The sequence below is a fragment of the Streptomyces sp. T028 genome, assembly GCF_048159505.1.
GTDB lineage: Bacteria > Actinomycetota > Actinomycetes > Streptomycetales > Streptomycetaceae > Streptomyces.
This window is the reverse complement of the sequence record NZ_JBLRVZ010000016.1, coordinates 32,177-57,292: the sequence shown is the minus strand read 5'-3', so window position 1 is coordinate 57,292 and position 25,116 is coordinate 32,177. Positions and strand designations below refer to the sequence as shown.

Sequence of the window (25,116 nt, the reverse complement as noted above, 5' to 3'; positions counted from 1 at the left end):
GGGGCGGCGGCCGGTGCGTCGGAGACCCGGGCGAGGTCGCAACGGCAGCCGCAGACACCCGGCGAGGCCGCCCCCGCGGCATCACCTGCCGGGGTCCCCGCGGCACCGCCTGGCGAGGACTTCGTGGTGCGACCTGGGAAGGGCCCCACCGTGCACCCTGGTGACGACTTCACGGCGCCGCCCGGTGAGGGCCCCGTGGTGTCGTCCGACACGGGTACCGCGGTGTTGTCTGGTGGGGATTTGGCGGTGCCGCCTGTCGTGAGTCTCGCGGGGTGGCCTGGTGGGGGCCCTGAGGTGCGGCCCGGCGGGGACTTCGTGGTGGCGCCCGGTGAGGGCCCCGTGGTGTCGTCCGACACGGGTACCGCGGTGTTGTCTGGTGGGGATTTGGCGGTGCCGCCCGTCGTGAGCCTCGCGGGTCGGCCCGGTGGGGACCCTGAGGCGCGGCCCGGCGGGGACTTCGCGGTTGCGCCCGGCGAGAGCCTCGCGGTGCGGTCCGGCGGGGACTTCGTGATGCGGCCTGGGGAGGGCCCCACGGTGCGCTCTGGTGGGGAGTTTGCGGTGCCGCCTGGTGAGGAGTTTGTGGTGGCGCCAGCTGAGGGCCCCGCGGTGGCGTCCGGTGAGGGCGCTGTGGCATCGCCCGACACGGGCACCGCGACATCGCCCGGCGAGGACTTGGCGTCCCCGCCCGGCGAGGGCCCCGCGGCTCCGCCCGGGGAGAGACCCGTGACGCCAGCCGGGGAGGGACCCGTGGCGTCGGCCGGGGAGGACCCCGTGGTGGTGGATGTGGTGCGAGGACGTTTGGTACGACTGGAAAGGGGGGCTTGATGGTGAGTCCTGCTGGGGGGAACTCCCAGATCGCCACGAGGGTGCTCGTGATCGACGACGAGCCGCAGATCGTGCGGGCCCTGGTGATCAACCTCAAGGCGCGCAAGTACGAGGTCGACGCCGCCCACGACGGTGCGACCGCCCTCCGGCTCGCCGCCGCCCGCCACCCGGACGTGGTGGTCCTCGACCTGGGACTGCCAGACATGGACGGCGTCGAGGTGATCAGGGGGCTGCGGGGCTGGACCCGGGTGCCGATCCTGGTGCTGTCGGCCCGGCACTCCTCGGACGAGAAGGTCGAGGCGCTCGACGCGGGCGCCGACGACTACGTCACCAAGCCCTTCGGCATGGACGAGCTGCTGGCCCGGCTGCGGGCCGCCGTACGCCGTGCCGAGCCGGCCGGGGGCGGCGAGGACGACGTCCTGGTGGAGACCGACGAGTTCACCGTCGACCTCGCCGCGAAGAAGGTCCACCGGGCCGGGAAGGACGTCCGGCTCACCCCGACCGAGTGGCATCTGCTGGAGGTGCTGGTGCGCAACACCGGGCGCCTGGTCGGCCAGAAGCAGTTGCTGCAGGAGGTGTGGGGGCCGTCGTACGGGACGGAGACGAACTACCTGCGGGTCTACATGGCGCAGCTGAGACGGAAGCTGGAGGCGGACCCGTCGCACCCGAAGCACTTCGTCACGGAGCCGGGGATGGGGTACCGCTTCGAGAGGTGAGCCGTGGGACGGGTTACGGCCCTGTCGGTGGGCCCCGGTACGCTTCTGATATGAGTGGTGTTCCGCGTTCCGAAAAGCCGGTGGGCCGGTTCCGGCGCATGCTCGACCGCCTCTCCTCGTCCCAGGAGGACCTGGAGTCCCAGGAGCTGCGGGAGGACGCCGAGACGGCCGGGTGCGTCAGGATCGGTGACTGCCAGGACCGGCAGATCGTGACGGTTACTGGTACCTTGCGCACGGTCACCCTGCGTCCGCGTGCCGGAGTCCCGGCCCTCGAGGCCGAGCTGTTCGACGGCAGCGCCGCGCTGGACGTGGTGTGGCTGGGCAGGCGCTCCATCGTGGGCATAGAGCCGGGGCGCAGGCTCATCGCATCGGGGCGGGTCTCCATGAGCCGGGGCCGCCGGGTGCTGTTCAACCCGAAGTACGAACTGAGACCCCTCGGTAGGGAGTAGCCGGTGACGTCGCTCGACAAGCCGACCGAAGACACGACCGCGGAGGACAACTCCGCGGCCGACGCCCGGGCGGTGACCGAGGCCGCGCTGTTCGAGGCGTTCGGCGGGCTCCGGGGCATGATCGAGACGGTCGTGCCCGGCCTGCTCTTCGTCACCATCTTCACGATCAACAAGGACCTGCACATGTCCGCGATCGCCGCGCTCGCGGTGTCGCTGGTCCTGGTCGTGGTCCGGCTGGCGATGAAGGACACCGTCAAGCACGCCTTCAGCGGCGTTTTCGGGGTCGCCTTCGGTGTCGTCTTCGCGATGATGACCGGCAACGCCAAGGACTTCTACCTTCCCGGCATGCTCTACACGCTGGGCCTGGCGCTGGCGTACATCATCACGACCCTGTGCGGGGTTCCGCTGATCGGTCTGATCCTCGGCCCGGTCTTCAAGGAGAACCTCTCCTGGCGCAAGCGGAACCCGGGGCGCAAGAAGGCGTACGCCAAGGCGAGCTGGGCCTGGGGCCTGATCCTGCTCGCCAAGTGCGCGATCCTCTTCCCGCTGTACTGGTGGGCGAACACCGCGCAGCTGGGCTGGGTCCTGGTCGCCCTGAAGATCCCGCCCTTCCTGCTGGCCGTCTGGCTGACCTGGGTCTTCCTCGCGAAGGCGCCCGCGCCGATCGACGTGTTCGCGGAGATGGAGGCGGAGGAGAAGGCGGAGGCCGAGCGGAAGGCTGCCGCCGAGGCCGCGCAGGCGGCCGAGGCGGGTGGCGGGCGGCACCGTCGGGACGGCTAGGGACCTGGGGGCGGCAGCCCCCAGACCCCCGCTTCGGCCCTGAAGGTGAAGGGGCCTCGTCCTCAAACTCCCCGGAGGGGAACCCCCCAGACGGGCTAGCTGTCGCGCCGTACCGACAAAAGGTCCTCCAGCTGTTCCTCCCGCGCCTGTGCCGCCACGAAGAGCAACTCGTCACCGGGCTCCAGGGAGTCCTCCCGGGTCGGGGTGAGGACCCTGGTGCCGCGGATGATGGTGACCAGGGAGGTGTCCTCGGGCCATTCGACGTCGCCGACCTGGGTGCCGGCCAGGGCCGACTCCTCGGGGAGGGTCAGTTCGACGAGGTTGGCGTCGCCGTGGCTGAAGCGGAGCAGGCGGACCAGGTCGCCGACCGAGACCGCCTCCTCGACCAGGGCGGACATCAGCCGGGGGGTGGAGACGGCGACGTCGACGCCCCAGGACTCGTTGAAGAGCCACTCGTTCTTGGGGTTGTTGACGCGGGCGACGACGCGCGGAACGCCGTACTCCGTCTTGGCCAGGAGCGAGACGACCAGGTTGACCTTGTCGTCGCCCGTGGCGGCGATCACGACGTTGCAGCGCTGGAGCGCCGCCTCGTCCAGGGACGTGATCTCGCAGGCGTCGGCGAGCAGCCACTCCGCCTGGGGGACGCGCTCGACCGAGATGGCGGTCGGCGCCTTGTCGACGAGCAGGACCTCGTGGCCGTTCTCCAGCAGCTCGCCCGCGATCGAGCGGCCGACGGCACCGGCTCCGGCGATGGCGACCCTCATCAGTGACCGCCTTCCTGCGGGCCCTCGGCGAACGACGCCTCGACCTTCTCGACCTCGTCGGTACGCATCATCACATGCACCAGATCGCCCTCCTGCAGCACCGTCTGCGAGGTGGGCAGCATGGCCTCACCGAGACGGGTCAGGAACGCCACCCGGACGCCCGTCTCCTCCTGCAGGTTGCTGATCTTGTGGCCGACCCAGGACGGGGCTGCGTGCACCTCGGCGAGCTGGACGCCGCCGGTGGGGTCGCGCCACAGCGGCTCCGCGCCCGAGGGCAGCAGCCGGCGCAGCATCTGGTCGGCCGTCCAGCGGACGGTGGCGACCGTGGGGATGCCCAGGCGCTGGTAGACCTCGGCGCGGCGCGGGTCGTAGATCCGGGCGGCGACGTTCTCGATGCCGAACATCTCGCGGGCCACCCGGGCCGCGATGATGTTGGAGTTGTCGCCGCTGGAGACGGCGGCGAAGGCGCCGGCCTCCTCGATGCCCGCCTCGCGCAGAGTGTCCTGGTCGAAGCCGACCCCGGTGACACGACGGCCGCCGAACCCGGAGCCCAGTCGTCGGAAGGCGGTGGGGTCCTGGTCGATGACGGCGACCGTGTGCCCCTGTTGCTCCAGGGTCTGGGCGAGAGCGGAACCCACTCTGCCGCAGCCCATGATGACGATGTGCACGACCGTCCTTCCGGAAGTAACGAAGTCAAGAAGTCAATAAATCTTCTGGCATGGCTCTGAACAGACTCTAGGCCGCGCACCAAGCTACACATGCGAGGTCCGCGCAGGGCACCCCCGTGCGCGGTTTGCGCGATCAGCGACGGCTGATGCTCCAGAGGCTGAGAAAGGTAAGAACTCCGAGGCCGACGAGAGCGCCGGCGGCGCCGATCAGCTCCGCGGTCGTGTGCATGGAACCTCCGAGGGGCGGCGTACAGCCGTGAGGTACGGCGGCGGGGCGGGGTTTGTCATATAGGCATGACGGTTGGGACGGCCGTGGAATCCGCAGCCGACGCGTGGCCGATTTCACCCGTGAGGCAGACGCGGTGCTGCGGCACCCGGCTCACCCCGGGGGAGGGTGGGCGCGCCCCAGTTCGAAGGCATACGATCCTCTGTTGTGTCCAAACTGACCGACGTGCCCAAACGGATCCTGATCGGGCGCGCACTGCGCAGTGACCGGCTCGGAGAAACGCTCCTGCCGAAGCGCATCGCCCTGCCCGTCTTTGCTTCCGACCCGCTGTCCTCCGTGGCCTACGCGCCCGGGGAGGTGCTGCTGGTCCTCTCCATCGCGGGCGTGTCGGCCTACCACTTCAGCCCGTGGATCGCCGTCGCGGTCGTCGTGCTGATGTTCACGGTGGTCGCCTCCTACCGGCAGAACGTCCACGCCTACCCGAGCGGCGGCGGTGACTACGAGGTCGCCACCACCAACCTCGGCCCCAAGGCCGGCCTGACCGTCGCGAGCGCCCTGCTCGTCGACTACGTCCTCACCGTCGCCGTCTCCATCTCCTCCGGCATCGAGAACCTCGGCTCCGCGATCCCCTTCGTCGTCGAGCACAAGGTGGCCTGCGCGGTCGCCGTCGTCGTCCTGCTGACGCTGATGAACCTGCGCGGCGTCAAGGAGTCCGGGAAGCTCTTCGCGATCCCGACGTACGTGTTCGTCGCGGGCGTCTTCATCATGATCGCGTGGGGTGCGTTCCGCGGGCTGTTCCTCGACGACACCATGCGGGCGCCGACCGCCGAGTACACCATCAAGGCCGAGCACCAGGGCCTGGCCGGTTTCGCGCTGGTCTTCCTGATGCTGCGCGCCTTCTCCTCCGGCTGTGCCGCGCTCACCGGCGTCGAGGCGATCTCCAACGGCGTACCGGCCTTCCGCAAGCCCAAGTCGAAGAACGCGGCGACCACGCTCGCGGCGATGGGCCTGCTGGCGGTCACCATGTTCTGCGGCATCATCGCGCTCGCCCTGGTCACCGACGTCCGCATGGCCGAGAACCCGGCCGTCGACCTGCTGAAGAACGGCGTCGGGGTCGGCCCCGACTACGTCCAGAACCCGGTGATCACCCAGGTCGCCGAGGCCGTCTTCGGCAAGGGAAGCTTTTTCTTCGTCGTCCTCGCGGCGGCTACCGCCCTGGTCCTCTTCCTCGCCGCCAACACCGCCTACAACGGCTTCCCGGTGCTCGGCTCGATCCTCGCCCAGGACCGCTACCTCCCGCGCCAGCTGCACACCCGCGGCGACCGGCTCGCCTTCTCCAACGGCATCGTGCTCCTGGCCGGCGCGGCCACATTCCTGATCATCATCTACGGCGCCGACTCCACGCGTCTGATCCAGCTGTACATCGTCGGCGTCTTCGTGTCCTTCACGCTCAGCCAGACCGGCATGGTCCGCCACTGGAACCGCCACCTGGCCACCGAGACCGACCCGGCCAAGCGCCGCCACATGATCCGCTCCCGCGCGATCAACACCTTCGGCGCCTTCTTCACCGGCCTGGTGCTGGTCGTCGTCCTCGTCACCAAGTTCACGCACGGCGCCTGGGTCGCCCTGCTCGGCATGGTGATCTTCTACGCGACGATGACGGCGATCCGTAAGCACTACGACCGGGTCTCCGACGAGATCGCGGCCCCCGAGGGCCCGAGCGACGACAGCGTACGGCCGTCCCGTGTGCACTCGGTCGTCCTGATCTCCAAGATCCACCGCCCGACCCTGCGGGCCCTCGCCTACGCCAAGCTGATGCGCTCCGACACCCTGGAGGCGCTCACCGTCAACGTCGACGCGGCGGAGACGAAGGCACTGCGCGAGGAGTGGGAGCGGCGCGGGATCGACGTGCCGCTGAAGGTCCTCGACTCGCCGTACCGCGAGATCACGCGGCCGATCATCGAGTACGTCAAGAGCATGCGCAAGGAGTCGCCGCGCGCCGCCGTCTCGGTGATCATCCCGGAGTACGTCGTCGGCCACTGGTACGAGCACCTGCTGCACAACCAGAGCGCGCTGCGGCTCAAGGGGCGCCTGCTGTTCACACCGGGCGTCATGGTCACGTCCGTGCCGTACCAGCTGGAGTCCTCCGAGGTGGCCCGGATGCGGGCCCGCAAGCGGCAGGAGTGGAACGCGCCGGGTTCGGTGCGGCGCGGTCCCGCGGAACAGGGGCGGACGAAGGAGGCGTCGGGTTCGGCGACCGGGTCGGGTGCGTCCGGTGCATCCGGTTCCTCGGGTTCCTCGGGTTCCGCTTCGGAGTCGTAGGGGACTCCCGGGGGCGTATGGAGGCTCGCCCTTGTGGTGAACGGCCGGACGACAGCCACGTAGACTGGTGGGCTGTTGTCCGGCCGTTCCTCGTTCGACGTTGTGGAGTCACCCCGCCATGCAGGCAGAACCGAAGAAGACCCTGGTGGGGACCGAGTACGAGGTCGAGATCGGCCCCGTCGCGCACGGCGGCCACTGCATCGCCCGCACCGACTCCGGTCAGGTGCTGTTCGTACGGCACGCGCTCCCCGGTGAGCGGGTTGTGGCCCGGGTGACGGAGGGCGAGGAGGGTGCGCGCTTCCTGCGCGCGGACGCGGTCGAGGTGATCGAGGCCTCCAAGGACCGGGTGGAGGCCCCCTGCCCCTTCGCCGGCCCCGGCCGCTGCGGCGGCTGCGACTGGCAGCACGCCAAGCCGGGCGCCCAGCGGCGGCTCAAGGGCGAGGTGATCGCCGAGCAGCTCCGGCGGCTCGCGGGCCTCACGCCCGAGGAGGCCGGCTGGGACGGCACCGTGATGCCGGCCGAGGGCGACAAGCTGCCGGCCGGGCAGGTGCCGCAGTGGCGTACGCGTGTGCAGTACGCGGTGGACGCCGAGGGCCACGCCGGTCTGCGTCGGCACCGCTCGCACGAGGTGGAGCGGATCGACCACTGCATGATCGCCGCCGAGGGCGTCTCCGAACTCGGCATCGAGAGGCGCGACTGGACCGGTATGGCCACGGTCGAGGCGATCTCGGCGACCGGCTCGCAGGACCGGCAGGTGATCCTCACCCCGCGGCCGGGCGCACGGCTGCCGATCGTGGAACTGGACCGGCCGGTCTCGGTCATGCGGGTGGAGGAGAAGGACGGGGGCGTGCACCGCGTCCACGGGCGCCCCTTCGTTCGCGAGCGCGCGGACGGCCGTACCCACCGCGTCGGCAGCGGCGGCTTCTGGCAGGTCCACCCGAAGGCCGCGGACACCCTGGTGACCGCCGTCATGCAGGGCCTGCTGCCCCGCAAGGGCGAGACGGCCCTCGACCTGTACTGCGGCGTGGGCCTGTTCGCCGGCGCCCTGGCCGACCGGCTCGGCGAGAAGGGCGCGGTCCTCGGCATCGAGTCCGGCAAGCGCGCGGTCGAGGACGCCCGGCACAACCTCGCCGACTTCGACCGCGTCCGCATCGAACAGGGCAAGGTCGAGTCCGTCCTCCCGCGCACCGGGATCACCGAGGTCGACCTGATCGTCCTCGACCCGCCCCGGGCGGGAGCGGGCCGCGGCACGGTGGAACACCTGGCGTCCCTGGGCGCCCGCCGGATCGCCTACGTCGCCTGCGATCCGGCCGCACTGGCGCGCGACCTGGGGTACTTCAGGGACGGGGGGTACCGGGTGCGGACGCTGCGGGCGTTCGATCTGTTCCCGATGACCTCGCATGTGGAGTGCGTGGCGATTTTGGAGCCTGCCGCCAAGAGCTCCTGACCTGCTGATTCTTCTGACTCCCCAGGTTTCTGGCGGGTCGGGCCGACCTGTTTTCACGGGCGCACCATGTGAGTGCGTTGCCATCGTTGAACCGGCCGCGAAGGGCGTCTGACCTGCGGTTTCGTGCGTGCGTGTTATGTGCGGTGTGGGTGTTACGGGCGATGTCCCGACGCTGGAGTGACGCTCGTGACGCTCATTCTGATGGGGTGTCAGGCGCCTTTCGGGCAGGTCAAATCCTGTCAAGGTGGCGAGCGTCGACGCGCCGAGCGCAGACGGGGCCTGACCCGGAATCTTGGATACGGGCTGCGGCTTGGGCCCAGGGTGGTTGATGTTGTGTCGAGGGCTGTCTCGTAGGCGATGGGACTGCGTTGACCGAGGCTGGAGTGGCGCCGTCGGGTGTTGTAGCGGTGCAGCCAGTGGAACAGGTCGAGGCGGGCTTCGCGCTCGTCAGCCCAGGCACCGCGGCCCTGGAGAGTCTCGCGCTTGCATGTCGCGACTGGTTGAATCCGGTCTGGGCCCCGTGATCGGTGTGCATGACGGCACCGGCGAGGCTGCCGCGGCACCGCTCAGCTGCGGCCAGGGCCTCGGTGACCAGTTCGGCGCGCATGTGATCGGATTGCCCAGCCGGCAAGGCGCCGGGAGGCGAGATCGATGAGGCACCAGCGTCCTGGGCCTCTGGAGGCGGGCGAGCAGCACGCGGGTCAGCGGAGTGCCGAGTTCACGTGCACGGCGGGGCGTTCGGCGAGCGCGTCGCGTAGCGCTCCTCCAGCACCTCGCTCTCAAAGACGTCGCGAGACGCCTCGAACAGGCCGTCGGCGTCGGCGTCGTGGACCGTCGGCAGGGCCCGGCGCATCGCGATCAGGAGGCGGGCGATACCCGCCCCCGCTCACCCACGAGCCGCCACGCCTCCGCCCGGGCCGCCTCGTCCCAGGCGGCTTACCCCCCGGCTCTCAGAGGCGGCCACCGCGTCCTGAGGGTGCCGCCGGAGCACTACGCGAACTCCCGCGCGTGGGCCCTCCCACCAAGTCCATGTCGTCTTATTCCAGGGTTCAGGCGATGTAGAGCTGCATGACGTAGAGCCACCTCTATATCGGGTATTGATCGGATGCCTATCCTCTCCTTGTTCCATGAGTGCATGAGGTGTGCTGATCCTGGGGCCGCGAGCACAGGGGGCAGGAGCTGGTACGTGCGTCCGTGGGTGAGCGATGACGTGTGGCCGAGCGGTGAGCCGGCGCCATCGTCGGTCGGGCGGCGGCTCACCCCGGACGAACGGCGTGAATACGCGGGCGACATCGAATCCCTCGGATCGATCGACTCTCCCGAACTGCGCTTCCGACACTACCGTGACGGACGGCTGCTGCTCGTCGGGGCCGGACCCGTGGCGGCGACGCTGCTGAAATCTGCTCTGCGGACCGGGTGCCGCGACATCGAGGTCCTGTGCACGGACCCGCCCGCCGCCGGTGGTGGCGTGGGTCTCGCCGGGCTGATCGAGGACGCCCGCCGCGACGGCGCACAAAAGGTTGGCGCGAGGTCGGACCTCGACGGGCTCGCCGCCCGCGATACCGTCCTCCAGGTGTCCGGCTCGGTGCCGGAACTCGTGGTGACCGCCGACCGGTGCGCCGATGCCGGAGCGCTTCTCGGGCAGGTGCTGATCAGCGGCGAGGAGATGTGGACCGGCCCCGTCGGGTCGGCCGCCCGCACGGCCGCCGCCTCCGCCTGGCGTCGGCTGCGCGGCATCCCCCTCACCGGGCCGGCGGTGTCCTCCCTCGCCGGTCGGCCGGCGGAGCTTGCCGCCGAGCAACTGCTGCGTGCCTGGTTCGAGTGCGCCACGGGCACCACCCGGCCGTCGGGAAGCCCGTACCTGCTGCGGACGGACCTGCGGACCGGGACGGTCGTCCCGCACCGTTTCCTGCCGCTTCCCGCCGGATCCACAGTGCCGCAGGTCACTGAGGCCCAAGCCCGGGCGGCGTTCCTGGGGAGGCTGAACGGAGCGGCCGTCGACGCCGATGTGCTGTTCGAGCGGGTTGCCGCGGTGGCGGACCCGCGCGCCGGGCTTGTGGGGGTGCTGGAGGAAAGGGAGGCCGCCGCGGGGCCGCTCGCCCGGTGGGAGTGCCGGACAACCGTGGCAGATGCGTTCGGTGCGAGACCCGCTGGGACGCCCGATGCCGTTGTGACGGGGCACGGGGGCGATCGCGAGACGGCGCGCCTGGCGGCGCTGCTCGCCGCGCTCGCGAACTATGGAAGCCTCGCTGGCTTGAGCCTCGCCGCCGGTTCGTGCGCCCGTATCCCCGACGTCTGGGGCCTCGACCTGGTGACGGGAGCATTGCGCCGGATTCCCGCGCGGGTTGCCCGTCCCGCGCCTGACAAGGGAGCGTCGTACCGGCCACCGGTCGGTGTGGCCGCCGGACTGACGTGGGCGCACGCCGTGGAAGCCGGGCTGGCCCAGCACTGCGAGGAGCTGCTGTCCCGGCGGCTCGCCGATCCCGGTCTGCGCGTGCCTCGGCTGTACCTTCCCGCGGACGAGGCCCCCGGTGCTGCCGACCCGCTGTACCTGCTGCGCACGCTGGGCGAGCCGGTCGCCCACGACCTCTCCGCCGTGCTGTCCGTGCCGGCCTGCGCGATCCGGCTCGGATCACGGACGGTGGTCGCAGTCGGCGCCACCCATGCCGAGGCCGTGCGGACCGCGGCCGAACGCGCCGTGCTCGCGCGGCGGTCCTCCGCCCGGACCGTACCGGCGATCACACCGGAACAGGAGCGACCCGCGCCCTTCTTCCCGGGCATGCGGACGGTAGCGGGCGGGGTGCGGTTCGTCGAGGCGCTGCGTGCCCAGGGCAGAACGCCGGTGGCGGTGCTGCTGGATCGCGATCCGCAGGCCGTCGTCGTCCTTCCGTACGTCGTTCAGGTGATCTTGACGGAAGAGTAGAAGCCGTAAACCTGGTGCCTTCCTTGACTGTTCATGGCATATTCGTTGCTCTGTTTGCCGGACACCTGAACGACGTCCGGTGACGGTGCGTTGGGGGCGTGTCCGTTGCAGCAGGGAAGGCTGGGTTCGTGGGGGGAGCCATCGACTTCAGCGTGCTCGGAATGGTGCGTGTGCACCGTGACGGGAACGCCCTGGCCATCGGATCACCGCAGCAACAGGCGCTGCTCGTGGCACTGCTGCTGCGATCCGGCAGAGTGACCTCCTCACACGAACTCATCCATTCCATCTGGGGAGAGGAGCCCCCGAGCTCGGCTCTCGCGAGCCTGCGAACCTACGCCTGGCGGCTGCGGCAGGCACTGGAGGAGGACGCGTCCTCGCCCGAGCTCCTCGTCTCGCAGCGCGACGGCTACCGCCTGGTGGTGCTGCGGTCGGCGGTGGACGTCGACCGCGCGGAACGACTGGCGGCGGACGCCGCTCGGGCCCGTGTCCAGGGGGACGACGAAACGTGCGGCCGACTGCTGACCGAGGCCCTGGATCTGTGGCAGGGCGTCCCGCTGGCCGGTGTGCCGGGGCTCTTCGCCGAGCAGCAGCGGGCACGGCTGACCGAGCTGCGCCTGGGCCTGCTGGAGGAACGCTTCGAGTGCGACCTGCGCGCGGGCCGGCACACCTCGCTCATCCCGGATCTGACGGCCTTCACCCGGGAACACCCCCTGAAGGAACGACCGTACGGGTTCCTGATGCGGGCGTTGTACGCCGCTGGACGCCAGGCCGACGCGCTCGCCGTGTACGCCCGGGTCCGTCACGTCCTGGCCGAGGATCTCGGCGTCGACCCCGGCCCCGAGCTCACGGCGCTGCACGAACAGGTACTCCTCGGTGATCCCTTGCTGCGGGTTGCGGCGCAGGAGCCCGGAAAGGTCCGGGTGCCCCAGGCCGAGCAGGTGCCGCAGGAGGAGACGGTTCCCGCTCCGGTGGACGCACCGGACCAGGTGCTCGTCCGTCCCGCCCAGTTGCCGGCCGACACCTCCGACTTCACCGGCCGGGCCGGGCAGGTGGAGGATCTGTGCCAGGTGCTCACCGATCCCGAACGGCCGTCGCTCGTGGTTGCCTCGGTCAGTGGCATGGGCGGACTCGGCAAGACCACGCTGGCGCTGCGGGTCGCCCACCGGATCAAGCATGACTTCCCCGACGGACAGCTCTACGCGGACCTGCGCGGAAGCGGGCTGGAACCGGCCGACCCCGGAGCCGTCCTCGGCAGCCTGGTTTGCGCGCTGGGCATCCCCACGCATGCCCTGCCCGCCATGACAGAGGACCGCGCACGGCTCTTCCGTACCCTGCTCGACGGGCGGCGCGTCCTGCTCCTGCTGGACAACGCTCGGGACGCCGCGCAGGTCGCACCGCTGCTGCCCGGCTCCGCCGACTGCGGTGTGATCGTCACCAGCCGTACCCGGCTCGTCGGCATTTCCAGTGTCGCCGCCGTGGCCCTGGACGTCTTCGACACCGACGAGGCCGTCGCCCTCCTCCGTGCGATCGTCGGTGCCGGGCGGGTCGCCGCGGAGCCGGACGCCGCGGTCGAGCTGGTGACCGCCTGCGGACACCTTCCGCTCGCGGTGCGTGTCGTCGCCGCGCGGCTCGCGGCCCGACCGCGCTGGGAGCTGAGGACCATGTACCACCGGCTGGCCAACGAGCGGCGCCGCATCGGCGAGTTACGCGTCGGTGATCTGGCGGTGGCCGCGGCCTTCGAGCTCGGCTACCGCCAGCTGCCGAAGGAACAGGGACGCGCCTTCCGCCTGCTCGCCCCGGTGGCCCGCGCGAGCATCGGACTCGAGGCGGCCGCCGCGGCCCTCGGACTCGACGAGTACGACGCCGAGGAGCTGCTGGAGGCGCTGGTGGACGCCGCCATGCTGGAGGCCATGCAACCCGGCCGGTACCGCTATCACGACCTGGTGCGGGCCTATGCCCTGCAGCTCGGGAACTCCCCGCTCGACGGGAACGCCGAGCCGGGCACCCTCGTCCTGGCCCGACTCCTGGAGCACCTGCTGGCCCGCGCGTGCGCGGCCTTCCGGTGCGTGGTCCCCGGTGATCCCGCCGATGTCTTCCTCACCCTCACATCCGAGTCGGCACCCGCATTCGCCGACACGGTCGACGCGCTGACCTGGGTGACCACTGAGTTCGAGTGCCTGACCAACGCGGTGACATTGGCCGGCCAGACCCCGGTCGACACCGACGGCAGGATCCTGCGGATGGCCGCGGATCTGCTGGTCGCCCTCAGCCCGTTCGGCAAGGACATTCCGTACGGGGAACTCGCCCTGGTAGCGAAGAGCCTGGCCGAGACGGCGGAGCGGCGCGGTGACGACCATGCCGCGGGCCGTGCCCGGTTCGTCTGCGGCAACGCCGCGCTGCAGAATGCCCGGCTCGAACAGGCGGAACTGATGACCCGTCTCGCCACCGAGTCCTGCGAGCGAGCCGACGACCTGGTCATCCTGCGTCAGACGCTCAACGACCGCGGTCTCATCGCGCAGTTCCAGCACCGCTACGAGGACGCCGAACGGTGCTACGAGCAGGCGATCGACCTGGCGCGCGAACTCGGACACCGCTCCGGCGAAGAGGTGACCAGACTCAACGCGGCGCAGGCCGCGCTCCGCAGCGGCCGGGCCGAACAGGCACTGCTCGCCTGCGACGAGGCGCTGACCGCGCTGCACGAGGTCGAGGACCAGCACGGCATCGCCTACGCGCTGTACGTACGGGGGATGGCCCTGCACGAGCTGGGTCAGTACGCCGACGCCATCGCGAGCCACACGAAGTGCCTGGACATCTGCGAGGCCTGGCAGATCCGCGGCCAGGAGTCACAGGCCCGCTTCCGGCTCGCGGAGACCCTGCGGATCACGGGCCGGGGCGACGAGGCGCTGTGGGAGGCCGCGCGGGCACTGACGCTGTGCGAGCAGCGGGGCGCCGATCGGGACCGGGGCCTCGTCCTGCTCGTACTCGGGTGCACGCTGGCCGATCTCGGTGACCGGGAGGCGGCGCTGCTCAGGGCCCGGCAGGCACACACCGTCCTCAGCCGGCTGGGGCTGCCCGAGGCCGACCGCGCGGCGGACCTGGTCGAGTGCCTGGACACCGAGCGGTGACAGACCGTTCGACGTGCTCGCAAGGCCGTCATCCCCGCAGATCCGAGGGCGTATTCGGCGCCTATTCCACGTAGATCGCCGGTTGGCAGAGTCTCACTCGACAGCGAGAACGACGAGTGAAAGTAGACCTGACGATGCGATTCATCAGCCCCTCCGCCCTGCTCAGCACCTCCGTCGTCGCCGCCCTGGGGCCGGCGCTCCTCCTCACGGCCGTGGCCCAGCACGCCGAGCCCGCGAAGGGCTTGTCGACGGGCGTGCTGGCCGGCGACGTCGTCCTGGACCAGCCCCTCACCTATGACCTCGACGAGTGGAACAGCAAGGGCTGAACGGGCCGGTATGGACCGCCAGAGAGGGGCTGACGGCCCGGTACGACTCGAACGGACACAACGGGGAGCACATGAAGGGCAGCAGTTCCACTACGTTGGATCAGTCGGCGGTGGCCGACATCGTGCGCACCGCGCGGACGCGCCGCGGGGTGAGCCAGCGCGACCTGGCGGCGAGATCCGGGATCGGCCTGCGCACCCTCCGGGAGATCGAGCGCGGGCGGGTCAGGGACCCGCGGTCCGAGTCGCTGCGCAGACTCGCGACGGCCTTGCAGGAGCCGGAGCTGCTCACACGGGTGGGCGAGGCGCAGGACGGCGAATCCACCCTCTCCTACGAGGGCGAGCCGCTGGTCCTGCGGATTCTCGGCCGCCTCTCGGCGTCACGCGGTGCGTCCGAGCTGGCCACGGGAACCCCGAAACAGCAGTGGCTGCTCGGCCTGATGGCCCTCCAGCCCAACGGGGTCGTCGAGCGCGACGAGATCATCGACGTGCTGTGGGGCGACCGGCTTCCGGACTCCTTCGGGCAGTTGATCCACACCTACATCTCGCGCGTCCGGCTGATGCTGGAGGCGCACCACGTCCCGGGCACCGACCGCATGGCGGTCGTCCGGCGCGGGGGCGGCTACGAACTCCTGATCGACGACTACAGCCGTCTCGACATTCTGGCCTTCGACCGCCTCACGCGTGCGGCCGAGTGCGCGCGTGCCGACGACGACCCCGTGGCCGAGCGGGGCTTTCTCGGCGACTCGCTCCGGCTGTGGCGGGGGCGGCTGCTGGAAGGCATGCCCCCGGCGCTGCAGCAGCACCCGGTCGCCCTGGAGCGGTCACGCCGCCGTGTCACGGCCGCGCTCCGGCTCACCGACCTCGCCCTCTCGCAGGGGCAGTACGAGGAGGCGCTGGTCTGGCTGGGGCCGATCGCCCGCCATGAGCCGCTGCACGAGGGGTTGCACGCCCGCCTGGTCACCGCACTCGCCGGATCGGGCCGGCGGGCGGAGGCGCTCGAACTGTTCATCTCCGTCGACCGGCGGCTGCGCGAGGAGAGCGGCATCGGTCCAGGGGACGAACTGCGCAGCGCCCAGATGGCCGTACTGCGGGAGGAAACGGCCGCGGGCCTGCACCGGCCGTGAAGCGCGAGCCCGTGGGCGGCGCCCCCAGGTGGAGCTCACCGGCGTCGGCAAGTCCGTCCTGACCCCACCCGTCACGGCTGCGGCGGCACGGCGTCCCCCCACCGGTGGTCGTCGACGGCGCGGCCGGGAGCAGCCGGTTCGGCCCTTGCCGCCGTCCGCCCGGGTGAAGCCGCGCCGCTGAACAGGCAGGTTGCGCTGCCGGACTGGAGGGGCACCGGACTTCGGAGTGGGGCCGTTCGCCACGTTGTGGAAGCGGTGGGCGTCCTGGCACGGGAAGGGCAACGGCGTGAGGGGACGGCCGGTGGTCACCGTCGTCCCCTCACGCCGTATCAGGTGGTGCCTTGGCGGCGCCGCTCCGGTGCCCGTCCCCGCTCACGCGTCGCGGTTGCGCAGGACGAGCCAGCCGCCGACCGCCGCCACGGCGGCCCAGATCCCCATGATCACCAGTCCGGTCACCGGGCTGTACGGGGCCGCGGCATCGAGGTGGATCCGCAGGGCGTACTGGCCCGCGCGGTCCGGCAGGTACCAGGCCAGGTCGCGCAGTCCTGGGATCTCGGCGAGCACAGGGGAGACGAGGAAGAGGAACGGGACCAGGAACCCCATGGAGAGCATTTGGCTGCGAAGCATCGCGGTGATACCCATGCACATGACGGCCAACAGAGGGAAGTACAGCGCGCCGGCCACGATCGCCCGGACGGTGCCCTCGTCCCCGAACGCCGCACCGTTCTCGGCGAGCAGTTTCTGTGAGGCGAAGAAGGTGGCGACGGAGGCCACGACACCCGCGAGCAGGGCCAGGGCCGCTCCGGTGGTCAGCTTGGCGCCGTAGAAGAGTCCGCGCCGCGGCACGGTGGCCAGGGAGGTCTGGATCGAACCGGTGTTGTACTCGTTGCCGACGACCAGAACCGCGAAGGCGATCACCAGGACATGGGCGAAGAACATGCCGTAGTAGCCGAACTGCACGGGGTCGAAGTTCTCCCCGTCGGCCTCGGCCGCGCCGACCGAGCCGGACACGCCGGCACCGATGCCGACGAGCAGGAGGACCGCCAGGGGCAGCGCCCAGATGACCGAGCGAACCGAGCGGATCTTCGTCCACTCCGAGTAGAGAACCGCGTTGACAGACATGTTCAAGCCACCTCTCCCAGGGACCGTGCCACGTATTCCACCGAGCCGGAGGTCATGCGCATGAAGGCGTCTTCCAGTGAGTCCTCGACGTGGGACAGTCCCAGGACGGGGGTGCCCTCGTGAGCCGCGATCCGGCCGATCTCCGCGGCGTCGGCGCCGTACACTTCGAGGCCGCCGTTGTCGGCGGGCTCCACCCGGAGTCCCTTGCGGTCGAGGGCTCTCCGCAACCGCGCCGGCTCGCTGGTGCGGACCCGGACCCGGCTGCGGCCGTGCTCCTCGGCGAACTCGGCCATGGACACGTCGGCCAGGAGATTGCCCTTGCCGATGACGACCAGCCGGTCGGCGAGCAGTGCCATCTCCGTCATCAGGTGGCTGGAGACGAATACGGCCCGGCCCTGTGCGGCGAGGTCCTTCAGGAAGTTCCGCAACCACCGGATGCCCTCGGGATCCAAGCCGTTGACCGGCTCGTCGAGAATCAGCACCTGCGGGTCGCCGAGGAGGGCCGCCGCGATGCCCAGACGCTGGCGCATGCCGAGCGAGAACCCCCCGATGCGCCGCTTGGCGGCGGTGGCCAGACCGACCTGATCGAGCACCTCGTCGGCTCGGGAGTCGGCGATGCGGTTGGCACGCGCGATGCACAGCAGGTGGTCGCGAGCCGTGCGGCCGGGGTGAGCCGCGCCGGCGTCCAGGAGGGCGCCGACGTGCCGCAGCGGTTCCCCCAGCTCGGAGTAGGCCCGTCCGGAAAAGAGGACCCGGCCCTCGGCCGGACGGTCGAGGCCGAGGATCATCCGCATGGTGGTCGACTTGCCGGCGCCGTTCGGGCCGAGGAAGCCGGTGACCATGCCGGCCCGCACCTGGAAGACGAGCCCGTTCACCACGGTCTTGCCACTGTAGGCCTTGACCAGGCCCTGGACATCGATGGCGGGTGCGTCCTCCGGACACTGCGAGAATTTGCTGTCGCTGTTCATGTCCTCGAGTCAATCGTTTCGCTGCTCGCGGCGGATCCCCCGACGGCGGGAAACTCATCCCCCCCGGGAGGGAGACCACGAAGGATGGCGTCATGCAGTTGAAGATCTTCGCCGCCACCCTGCAGAGCGCCACGTACTCGCGCGCTCTGCATGTGCTGATCAGCGCGGCCGTGGGACCGTTGTGCGTCCTGGTCTACCCGGGCTTCTCGGAGTCACTGCCGCGGACCCTGGCCGCGTCGGCCGTGGTGCCGGTGCCCGTGCTGCTGCTCCTCGGCATGGTGCCGGCCGTACGGCACGTGGAGGGCGTGCAGGCAAGGCTGTTGCTGGTCCCGGCGGACGAGGGAGAGATCGGGCTTGCCCCGGCGCAGGGTCTGGCGTCGCGGTGGCGCACCAGTGTCTGGCTCGTCGCGCGGGTGTGGTGGGGGCTGCTCGTCGCGAGCACCCTCGCCCAACTGCTGTCGGTCACGGGGACGCTGGCGACCCTCCCGGCCGCCAAACGCAGCAGCACGGTCCTCGGCGTCGAGCTCGAGGGCGGTCACGACCGGATCTGGGTCCTGGCCTTCGTACCGCTGCTGCTACTGGTCATCGCCGGGGTCGTCGTCGGTGCGGGACAGGCCCAACTCGCTGTCGCGAAGCGGCTGCTGGGGCCGTCCACGGCCGAGCGGCTGGCCGACGCCGAGCGCCGGGCGGACGAGCTGCTGGCGCGCAACCGGCTCGCCGGGGAACTGCACGACTCGATCGGGCACGCCCTCACCGCGACCGTCCTGCAGGCCGGTGCGGCCCGTGAACTTATCGACACCGACCGCGACTTCGTGGTCCGCGCCCTGGCCGCCATCGAGGAGACCGGACGGCGTGCCATGGACGACCTGGAACGCACCCTGGGATACCTCAAGGAGGTGGAACAGCCGTCGGCCCGCAAGGCCCGGCCCACGCTCGAGGACATAGGGCAGCTGCTGGAGACCAGCCGGGCGGCCGGGGCCACCGTCAGGTCCCGTACCGCCGAGGACTTCACGCCCGTCCCGGGGGTGGTCTCCCGTGAGGCGTACCGCATCCTCCAGGAGGCGCTCACCAACGCGATGAAGCACGCGCCCGAATCACTCGTGGACGTCGTGGTGGAACTCACCGACGAACACGTCGAACTCTCGGTGACCAACACGATCGTGGAGGGCACCCGCCGGGCGCGCGGCACGGGCAAGGGGGTACGGAGCCTGCGTGAGAGGGCCACGCTCCTGGGCGGCCGGGCCACGGCCGGATCCGATTCCGGGCGCTGGATCGTCAGCGCTCGCCTACCCCTACGGTTGGAATCATGACCATGAAGACCATCTCCGTCCTGCTGGTCGACGACGAGGAACTCGTCCGGGCCGGCATGTCCGCCATCCTCGGCAACAGCCCCGACATCACCGTGGTCGGCGAGGCGTCCGACGGCTCCGAGGTCGTTCCACTGGTGCGTCAACTGTGTCCGGACGTGGTGGTGATGGATGTTCGCATGCCCGAGGTCGACGGCATCACCGCGACCCGCGAGCTGCTGGCGTCCGTACCGGAACCTCCGCGGGTTCTGGTGATCACCACGTTCGAGCACGACGACTACGTCTACGAGGCCCTCAAGGAGGGGGCCTCGGGTTTCCTTCTCAAGCGCTCCCGGCCGGCCGAGATCGTCCAGGCCGTGCGTACCGTGGCCACCGGGGACTCGGTGCTCTTCCCCGCAGTCCTGCGCTCACTGGTGTCGGGACGCCCCAGGCCGGACTCCCGCGGAGTGCTGGCCCGCGCCCAGCTCACCGACCGGGAGGCGGAGGTGCTGCGCCTGATGGCGCAGGGAATGTCCAACGCGGAGATCGCCGAGGCGCTGTTCCTGGGGGTGCAGACCGTCAAGACCCATGTGAGCAGCACCCTGGCCAAGCTGGGGGCGCGTGACCGTACCCAGGCGGTGGTGATCGCCTATGAGTCGGGGTTCATCGAGATCCGCTGAGACGGGAAATCAGCCGATGAGGTCCTTCAGCCGGGCCAGGACCGACGCCTCGCTCTCGCCGTCCCGCGGGACGGGGACGATCTGGAGGTGGGTCACGCCCGCCTCGCGATAGGCGTCCAGCCGGTCCTTCACATAGCTCTCCGTGCCACAGAGCGTGGTGGCCTCCAGGAGCGCGTCCGGGACGGCGGCCGCCGCCCCGGCCTTGTCGCCCGCCAGGAACAGCCGCTGGACCACCTCGGCCTCCTCCGAGAAGCCGTACCGGCTGACCAGGTCGTAGTAGTAGTTGTGGCCGGGCGCGCCCATGGCTCCGATGAACAGGGCCAACTGACCCCGGGCCAGTTCCCGTGCGCGGGTGGCGTCCGGGCCGATGGCCAGCAGTGCGCCGGCCGAGATCTGCAGGGGGCCGAGCCGCGGGTCGCGGGCGGCGGCGCCGGCACGGAGCGCCGACCCCCAGACCCGGTCGCACCATTCGGGGACGAAGAACATCGGCAGCCAGCCGTCGGCGGTCTCGGCCACCATCCGGACGTTCTTCGGGCCCAAGGCGGCGACCCACACCGGGACCGAGGAGCGGAGCGGCGGAGTGAGCAGCTTCATGGGGATGCCGAGGCCGCTTCCCCGTCCTTCGGGCAGCGGCAACTGTACGGAACTGCCGTGGTAGCTCACGGGCTTGTCGCGCGCCCAGAAGGCCCGCATGATCTCGATCGTCTCGCGGGTGCGGGCGACCGGAGACGAGAACGGCACCCCGTGGAGGCCCTCGACAACCTGGGGGCCCGAGGAGCCCAGTCCCAGGTGGCAGCGTCCGCCCGACAGCGCGTCGACGCCGGCGGCGGTCATGGCGAGCAGCGCCGGGGTGCGGCTGAAGACCGACAGGATGCCGGAGCCGATCCCGATCCGTTCGGTGCGGGCGGCGAGGAAGCCCATGAAGCTGGGGGCGTCGTAACCGTAGGCCTCGGGAACCCAGATGAGGTCGAGTCCTGCGCTTTCGAACTCGGCGACCTGTGCGGCCGCGCCGACGATGTCCCTGTCGTACCTGAGCTGCATGGAGATCTTCACGGTGACGGACTCCGATTTGGGGGAGGGGGCGGCGGGGCGGTGGCGGAGGCGGGTTCAGCGGTCGGAGGCCGGGGTGTCGAGGCGGGTGAGGGCGCCCTCGGCGATGAGCTCGCGCAGCCGGAACTTCTGGACCTTTCCGGAGGCGGTCATGGGCAGCGCGTCGACGACGAACCACTGCGTGGGGATCTTGTGGGGGGAGAGCTGCTCCCGGCATCGCCCGAGGAGCAGCGCGGGGTCCGGACCCGCGGGGTGTTCGGAGGAGGGCAGCAGGACGGCGGCCACGGCCTCGCCCCACAGGTCGTCCGGGACACCCACCACGACGGCGTCGCGGACACCGGGCAGCGTGCTGAGGAAGGTCTCGATCGGGCCGGGGGCGATGTTCTCCCCGCCCCGGATGACGATGTCGCTGAGCCGGCCCTCGATGCGGACGGCACCGGTGGCGTCCATCGACCCCAGGTCACCGGTGTGGACCCAGCCGTCCGGGTCCACCTTCTCCGCGGTGGCCTCGGGGTCGCCGTAGTAGGCGAGCAGTTGCTGGTAGCCGCGGGCGCAGATCTCGCCGGGGACGCCGAGCGGCTGCACGTGTCCCGTGTCCGGGTCGACGATCTTGCAGGCGACGTTCGGAAGCGGCCGTCCGACGGTGCTGGTCTTGTACTCGGCCGTGTCGTCGGGCCGGGTGAGGGTCACCACGGAGGCGAGTTCGGTCTGCCCGTAGAGGTTGAAGACAGTGGTCGAGAAGAGATCCTCGGTCTCCGCGATGAGCTGCGCGCGGACCGGGGCGGCGCCGGTGAGGACCGCGGACAGCCGGGCCGGTGCGTCGGTGGCGGCCCGTGCGACGTCGTTGAGCGCGGCCAGTACGGTCGGAACGCTCGTCAGCACCGCGCCGGGGGAGCGTCGCAGCACCTCGAAGAGGACCTTGGGCTCGAAGCGCTCCAGCAGGGTGAAGGTGCCCTTGCTCCACAGGGGGCCCAGGCAGGAGATGACGGCTCCGGCGGTGTGGAACATCGGCAGCGGCGAGACCACGGTCGCGCCCTCCGGGACCTCGAGGCCCTCGAAGGTCAGCCGGGCGACATTGACCACGGACCGGTGGGACAGCAGAACGGCCTTGGGGGCGCCGGTGGTGCCCGAGGTGAACTGGATCTGGGCAGGCAGGCCGGACTCGACGATCTCCTCCTGGGAGGGCAGGGGCGCACTCCCGCGCAGCGACTGCGGGTCGCCCAGCGAGAGGACGTGCCGCAGCCCGGGCAGGTCCGCCGCGACGGCGCGGGCCACTTCGCCCATGTCGTAGGCGCGGCTGTGGTCCGCGTGGATGAGCATCTGCGCCTCGGACGTGCGCAGGGCGTACGACAGTTCACCGGCGCGCAGCGCCGGGTTGAGCGTCACCAGGGTCACCCCGGCCAGTGCCGCCGCGTACTCGATCATCGGCCACTCCGGCACGTTCGGTGCCCACAGGGCGACCCGTGCGCCGCTGCCGACACGCTCGCGCATACCGGCGGCGATGCTCTCCGCCTCGGCGAGGAGCTGGGCGTAGGTCCAGCGGCGGGACGGGGAATGGTCGTCCGGGATCGCCTCCAGGGCGACCGTGTCGGGGCGTTCGCCGGCGACTGCTCGCAGCAGGGAGCCGACGGTGTGGGGGGAGAGCGGGAGGGTGGTGTCCGCGAGCCGGATCGACTCCGTGAGCGTGCTGTCGGCCAGGGTCCGTTCGGCGGACCGTGCGGTGATGGTACGCATGGTGACTCTCCTCGGCGGTGAGCGGCGGTGCTGTCCGGTGATGCTCAGAGCCAAGCCGGGGCGCCGCTTCGCCGGATCCCCCCGGCGGCTGGAAACGGCTCCCTCCCCGGAGGGAACGCGCAGATGGAGGCAGGTTCCCTACAGCTTCCGTCCAGCCCCGGACCGTCGGCCGACAGATAACGTGTGCCCGCTCGTGCCTGCTCGGAGGGCGCGTCGAAGGGGGAGCGGGATGCGGGTGGACATGACGGCGGACCGACGGCTCGGGTCGGCCGGCATACGGGTCCTCGATCTGTCGAGGCTGCTGCCGGGCGGGTTCGCCACGGTGCTGCTGGCCGACCTCGGCGCGGACGTGATCAAGGTGGAGAGCCCTGACGGAGGCGACTACGGCCGCCTGGTGGACCCCGCGACGTTCGCGGCGCTGAACCGCAACAAGCGGTCGGTCGTCCTCGATCTGCGGGATCCGGCGGGGCGGGAGACGCTGCTGCGGCTGGTCGAGCGCAGTGACGCGGTCGTGGAGAGCTACCGGCCCGGTGTCCTGACGGGCATGGGTGTCGGTTACGAGCGGCTGAGGGAGGTGAACCCGCGCGTGGTGCTCTGCTCGATCACCGGCTTCGGCCAGACCGGTCCGTACGCGGCCAGGCCCGGGCACGATCTCAACTTCCTGGCGCTGTCGGGATTCTTCGCGGTACCGCACCGTCCCGGGGAGTCCGTCGACCGGGTCGGGGTGCGGGTGGCCGACCTCGCGGGCGCGATGTACGCGGCCCTGTCCCTGGTGGTGGCGGTCGCCGCGGCCCAGGAGTGCGGCGAGGGCCAGCACCTGGACGTGTCGCTGCACGAGGCGGCGGCGAGCTGGGCGGGACCGCTCGCCCTTCCCCTGCTGGGGCTGGCCGACCCCGCAGACAGTCCGCTCGTCACCGGCGACAACGACGTGTTCACCGTGGCCGACGGCCGGCGGATCGCCTTCGCGAGCTTCGAGGACAAGTTCTGGCTGGTGTTCAGGAAGGCGTTCGCCGCGGAGTTCCCCGAACTCGACGACGACCAATACGACCGCAGGGCCGACCGCACCCGGGCCCGGAAGGAGGTCAGGGAGCTCCTCACGGCCGTCTTCGCCCGTCGTGATCTGGCGTGGTGGTGCGCCGAGCTCTCCCGGCTGGACCTCCCCTGGGCGCCGGTGTACGAGACGCCCGGCGAGTTCCTCGCGGACGAGCACGTCGCGGCCCGTGACCTGGTGGGTGTCCTGCCCGGCTCGGCGACCGCCGGCCCCTGTCGGCAGGTGAGGTTCCCGGTACGGTTCGGCGCTGGTCTCGACTCGCTGCGCGGCGCCGCTCCCGGGCACGGGGAGCACACCGCGGAGATCCTCGCGGAGCTGGAGCGATGAGCGCCCGGACGGGGCGGACGGGCGGCTTCGCCGAGAGCGCGGAGCAACGGGCGCTGCGCGGGGCCGTGGCCGACCTCGCCCGGGCGCGGGGGCGAGACCGTGGCCCTGGCCCGCGATCGCCGGAGGAGCTGTGGGCCGAGACCGGAGAGCTGGGGTACCTGGGGGTCAACCTGCCCGAGGAGTACGGCGGCGGGGGCTGCGGCATCACCGAGCTCTCCATCGTCATGGAGGAACTGGGCGCGGCCGGCGTCCCGCTGCTCATGCTCGTGGTGTCGCCCGCGATCTGCGGGACGGTCATCAGCCGCTTCGGTACACCGGAGCAGAAGCGGCGGCTGCTGCCGGGGCTCGCCGCCGGGACGTCCCGGATGGCCTTCGGCATCACGGAGCCGGACGCGGGATCCAACTCCCACCGGCTGACCACCACCGCGCGGCGCGACGGCTCGGACTGGCTGCTGACCGGCCGCAAGGTGTTCGTTTCCGGAGTGGACGAGTCCGACGCGACCCTGGTCGTGGGCCGTAGGGAGGACGAGCGCAGCGGCAAGCTGAAGCCATGCCTGTTCGTCGTCCCGCGCGACACCCCCGGCTTCGGCTTCCGGGAGATCGAGATGGAACTCAACGCGCCGGAACGGCAGTTCCAGCTGTTCCTCGACGATGTGCGGCTGCCCGCCGACGCGCTGGTCGGTCACGAGGACGCCGGCCTCCAGCAACTGTTCGCGGGCCTGAATCCCGAGCGGATCATGATCGCCGCCTTCGCGGTGGGCATGGGCCGGTACGCCGTGGCGAAGGCGGTCGACTACGCCCGAACCCGCCGGGTGTGGTCGGCGCCGATCGGTGCGCACCAGGCGGTGGCGCATCCGCTCGCGCGCATCCACATCGAGCTGGAGCTGGCCCGGCTGATGACGCGCAAGGCCGCCGAACTGTACGACAGCGGCGACGACATGGCCGCGGGCGAGGCCGCGAACATGGCGAAGTACGCTGCCGCGGAGGCGGGCGTTCATGCCGTCGACCAGGCGATCCACACTCTGGGCGGCAACGGCCTCACCTCCGAGTACGGCCTGGCATCGCTGCTGACGCTCTCCAGGGTGGCCCGGATCGCTCCGGTCAGTCGGGAGATGATCCTCAATTTCGTCTCCCACCACACGCTGGGGCTGCCGAAGTCCTACTGATCCGCCGGGTGTTCCCGTCCTCCTGTGTGAGTGGAGG

21 protein-coding genes are annotated in these 25,116 nt (G+C 70.9%); 13 read left to right on the top strand and 8 right to left on the bottom strand.

What is annotated here, in order from left to right; translation table 11 throughout:
• The first annotated feature begins 824 nt into the window (after positions 1-824).
• Genes ACLZN2_RS16805 through ACLZN2_RS16795 form a run of 3 tightly spaced genes read left to right on the top strand, consistent with a single transcriptional unit; the run spans position 825 to position 2,770 of the window.
• On the top strand, positions 825-1,541 hold the full coding sequence (locus tag ACLZN2_RS16805) for a response regulator (RefSeq protein ID WP_416979279.1): 717 nt from the start codon (positions 825-827) through the stop codon (positions 1,539-1,541).
• Positions 1,542-1,591: 50 nt separating this feature from the next.
• Complete coding sequence (locus ACLZN2_RS16800; RefSeq protein ID WP_055633564.1) at positions 1,592-1,990, top strand: OB-fold nucleic acid binding domain-containing protein; 399 nt, start codon at positions 1,592-1,594, stop codon at positions 1,988-1,990.
• Between the two features lie 3 nt (positions 1,991-1,993).
• On the top strand, positions 1,994-2,770 hold the full coding sequence (locus ACLZN2_RS16795; RefSeq protein ID WP_416979278.1) for a DUF3159 domain-containing protein: 777 nt from the start codon (positions 1,994-1,996) through the stop codon (positions 2,768-2,770).
• A 95-nt stretch (positions 2,771-2,865) separates the two neighbouring features.
• Here the strand turns inward: ACLZN2_RS16795 and ACLZN2_RS16790 are convergent, their stop codons facing one another.
• Together ACLZN2_RS16790 and ACLZN2_RS16785 are read right to left on the bottom strand one after the other, a co-directional pair.
• On the bottom strand, positions 2,866-3,534 hold the full coding sequence (locus ACLZN2_RS16790) for a potassium channel family protein (RefSeq protein ID WP_416979277.1): 669 nt from the start codon (positions 3,532-3,534) through the stop codon (positions 2,866-2,868).
• Positions 3,534-4,202 carry a potassium channel family protein gene (locus ACLZN2_RS16785; RefSeq protein WP_416979276.1) on the bottom strand — a complete coding sequence of 223 codons (669 nt, stop codon included), beginning with the start codon at positions 4,200-4,202 and terminating at the stop codon, positions 3,534-3,536. Before ACLZN2_RS16785 ends, ACLZN2_RS16790 begins: the two co-directional genes overlap by 1 nt.
• 433 nt (positions 4,203-4,635) lie before the next feature.
• Between ACLZN2_RS16785 and ACLZN2_RS16780 the strand changes: the two genes are divergently transcribed.
• Both ACLZN2_RS16780 and ACLZN2_RS16775 read left to right on the top strand, forming a co-directional pair.
• On the top strand, positions 4,636-6,750 hold the full coding sequence (locus ACLZN2_RS16780; protein WP_416979275.1) for an APC family permease: 2,115 nt from the start codon (positions 4,636-4,638) through the stop codon (positions 6,748-6,750).
• A 118-nt stretch (positions 6,751-6,868) separates the two neighbouring features.
• Positions 6,869-8,197, top strand: a complete 1,329-nt coding sequence (locus ACLZN2_RS16775; protein ID WP_416979274.1) for a class I SAM-dependent RNA methyltransferase — start codon at positions 6,869-6,871, stop codon at positions 8,195-8,197.
• Between the two features lie 239 nt (positions 8,198-8,436).
• On the opposite strand, the gene ACLZN2_RS16770 is transcribed toward ACLZN2_RS16775, so the two are convergent.
• Entirely contained in the window at positions 8,437-8,760 is a 324-nt protein-coding gene (locus ACLZN2_RS16770) for an integrase core domain-containing protein (protein ID WP_416979273.1), read from the bottom strand.
• Between the two features lie 155 nt (positions 8,761-8,915).
• The gene (locus ACLZN2_RS16765; RefSeq protein WP_416979272.1) at positions 8,916-9,050 is read right to left on the bottom strand and encodes a hypothetical protein; all 135 of its coding nucleotides are present in this window, start codon (positions 9,048-9,050) and stop codon (positions 8,916-8,918) included.
• Between the two features lie 345 nt (positions 9,051-9,395).
• On the opposite strand from ACLZN2_RS16765, the gene ACLZN2_RS16760 reads away from it, so the two are divergent.
• The 4 genes from ACLZN2_RS16760 (at position 9,396) to ACLZN2_RS16745 (ending at position 15,695) form a co-directional block, all read left to right on the top strand.
• A complete protein-coding gene (locus ACLZN2_RS16760; protein WP_416979271.1) occupies positions 9,396-11,120 on the top strand; it encodes a hypothetical protein in 1,725 nt (574 codons plus the stop codon).
• Positions 11,121-11,248: 128 nt separating this feature from the next.
• On the top strand, positions 11,249-14,245 hold the full coding sequence (locus ACLZN2_RS16755) for an AfsR/SARP family transcriptional regulator (RefSeq protein WP_416979270.1): 2,997 nt from the start codon (positions 11,249-11,251) through the stop codon (positions 14,243-14,245).
• Positions 14,246-14,379: 134 nt separating this feature from the next.
• Complete coding sequence (locus tag ACLZN2_RS16750) at positions 14,380-14,571, top strand: hypothetical protein (RefSeq protein ID WP_416979269.1); 192 nt, start codon at positions 14,380-14,382, stop codon at positions 14,569-14,571.
• Positions 14,572-14,642: 71 nt separating this feature from the next.
• Positions 14,643-15,695, top strand: coding sequence for a BTAD domain-containing putative transcriptional regulator (locus ACLZN2_RS16745; RefSeq protein WP_416979268.1), 1,053 nt, complete (start codon positions 14,643-14,645; stop codon positions 15,693-15,695).
• A gap of 372 nt (positions 15,696-16,067) precedes the next feature.
• Here ACLZN2_RS16745 and ACLZN2_RS16740 read toward each other — a convergent pair whose 3' ends face one another.
• Together ACLZN2_RS16740 and ACLZN2_RS16735 are read right to left on the bottom strand one after the other, a co-directional pair.
• Positions 16,068-16,817 (bottom strand): ABC transporter permease, encoded by a 750-nt coding sequence (locus ACLZN2_RS16740; RefSeq protein WP_416979267.1) that lies wholly within the window; start codon positions 16,815-16,817, stop codon positions 16,068-16,070.
• A gap of 2 nt (positions 16,818-16,819) precedes the next feature.
• Positions 16,820-17,785: an ABC transporter ATP-binding protein gene (locus tag ACLZN2_RS16735; protein WP_416979266.1), complete on the bottom strand. Its 966-nt coding sequence runs from the start codon at positions 17,783-17,785 to the stop codon at positions 16,820-16,822.
• 92 nt (positions 17,786-17,877) lie between these two features.
• Here ACLZN2_RS16735 and ACLZN2_RS16730 point away from each other — a divergent pair, with 92 nt between their 5' ends.
• Positions 17,878-19,095 (top strand): sensor histidine kinase, encoded by a 1,218-nt coding sequence (locus ACLZN2_RS16730; protein ID WP_416979265.1) that lies wholly within the window; start codon positions 17,878-17,880, stop codon positions 19,093-19,095.
• Positions 19,092-19,751: a response regulator gene (locus ACLZN2_RS16725; protein ID WP_416979264.1), complete on the top strand. Its 660-nt coding sequence runs from the start codon at positions 19,092-19,094 to the stop codon at positions 19,749-19,751. Before ACLZN2_RS16730 ends, ACLZN2_RS16725 begins: the two co-directional genes overlap by 4 nt.
• A gap of 9 nt (positions 19,752-19,760) precedes the next feature.
• On the opposite strand, the gene ACLZN2_RS16720 is transcribed toward ACLZN2_RS16725, so the two are convergent.
• Both ACLZN2_RS16720 and ACLZN2_RS16715 read right to left on the bottom strand, forming a co-directional pair.
• Complete coding sequence (locus ACLZN2_RS16720) at positions 19,761-20,804, bottom strand: LLM class F420-dependent oxidoreductase (protein ID WP_416979263.1); 1,044 nt, start codon at positions 20,802-20,804, stop codon at positions 19,761-19,763.
• Between the two features lie 54 nt (positions 20,805-20,858).
• Positions 20,859-22,535, bottom strand: coding sequence for a class I adenylate-forming enzyme family protein (locus ACLZN2_RS16715; RefSeq protein WP_416979262.1), 1,677 nt, complete (start codon positions 22,533-22,535; stop codon positions 20,859-20,861).
• Between the two features lie 229 nt (positions 22,536-22,764).
• Here ACLZN2_RS16715 and ACLZN2_RS16710 point away from each other — a divergent pair, with 229 nt between their 5' ends.
• Entirely contained in the window at positions 22,765-23,913 is a 1,149-nt protein-coding gene (locus ACLZN2_RS16710) for a CaiB/BaiF CoA transferase family protein (protein ID WP_416979261.1), read from the top strand.
• Entirely contained in the window at positions 23,910-25,079 is a 1,170-nt protein-coding gene (locus ACLZN2_RS16705) for an acyl-CoA dehydrogenase family protein (protein WP_416979260.1), read from the top strand. Before ACLZN2_RS16710 ends, ACLZN2_RS16705 begins: the two co-directional genes overlap by 4 nt.
• The last annotated feature ends 37 nt before the right edge of the window (positions 25,080-25,116 follow it).